The 540-nt window shown below is 62.0% G+C and carries 1 protein-coding gene; it reads left to right on the forward strand.

What is annotated here, in order from left to right; all coding sequences use genetic code 11:
* On the forward strand, positions 1-540 hold a 540-nt coding region (locus QMX91_RS31340), incomplete at both ends, for a filamentous hemagglutinin N-terminal domain-containing protein (protein WP_282413918.1).

A 540-nucleotide genomic window follows, 5' to 3' on the forward strand; every position in this document is an offset into this window, starting at 1 on the left:
CCGTGAGTCGTTTCTGGGCATGCCCAAGCGCGGGCTGGCGTTCCTGCTGGCGAACGTCATGTTCTGGCAACCGATGTGGGCGCAGGCCGACGGCATTGTCGTGGCCAACCCGAACACCGCGCTGGATCGGGCCGGTAACGGCGTGCCGATCATCAACATCGCCACGCCCAACGGCAGCGGTCTGTCGCATAACCAGTTCCACGATTACAACGTCGGCGCGCAGGGTGTCATCCTCAACAACGGCTCGAGCCAGACGTCGAACACACAATTGGGCGGCCACATTATCGGCAACCCGAACCTGAAAAACAGCGGCTCGGCGCAAGCCATTCTCAACGAAGTCATCAGCGGCAACCCAAGCCAGTTGCGCGGTTACACCGAAGTGGCGGGGCAGTCGGCGCGAGTGATTGTCGCCAACCCGTATGGCATCACCTGTAATGGTTGCGGCTTCATCAACGCGCCGCGCGTGACGCTGACCACCGGCAAACCGGTGCTGGATGGCGCGGGGCGGCTGGATCGTTTTCAGGTTGATCAGGGTTCTGT

Source organism: Pseudomonas sp. PS01299 (assembly GCF_029960145.1).
Classification (GTDB): domain Bacteria; phylum Pseudomonadota; class Gammaproteobacteria; order Pseudomonadales; family Pseudomonadaceae; genus Aquipseudomonas; species Aquipseudomonas putida_A.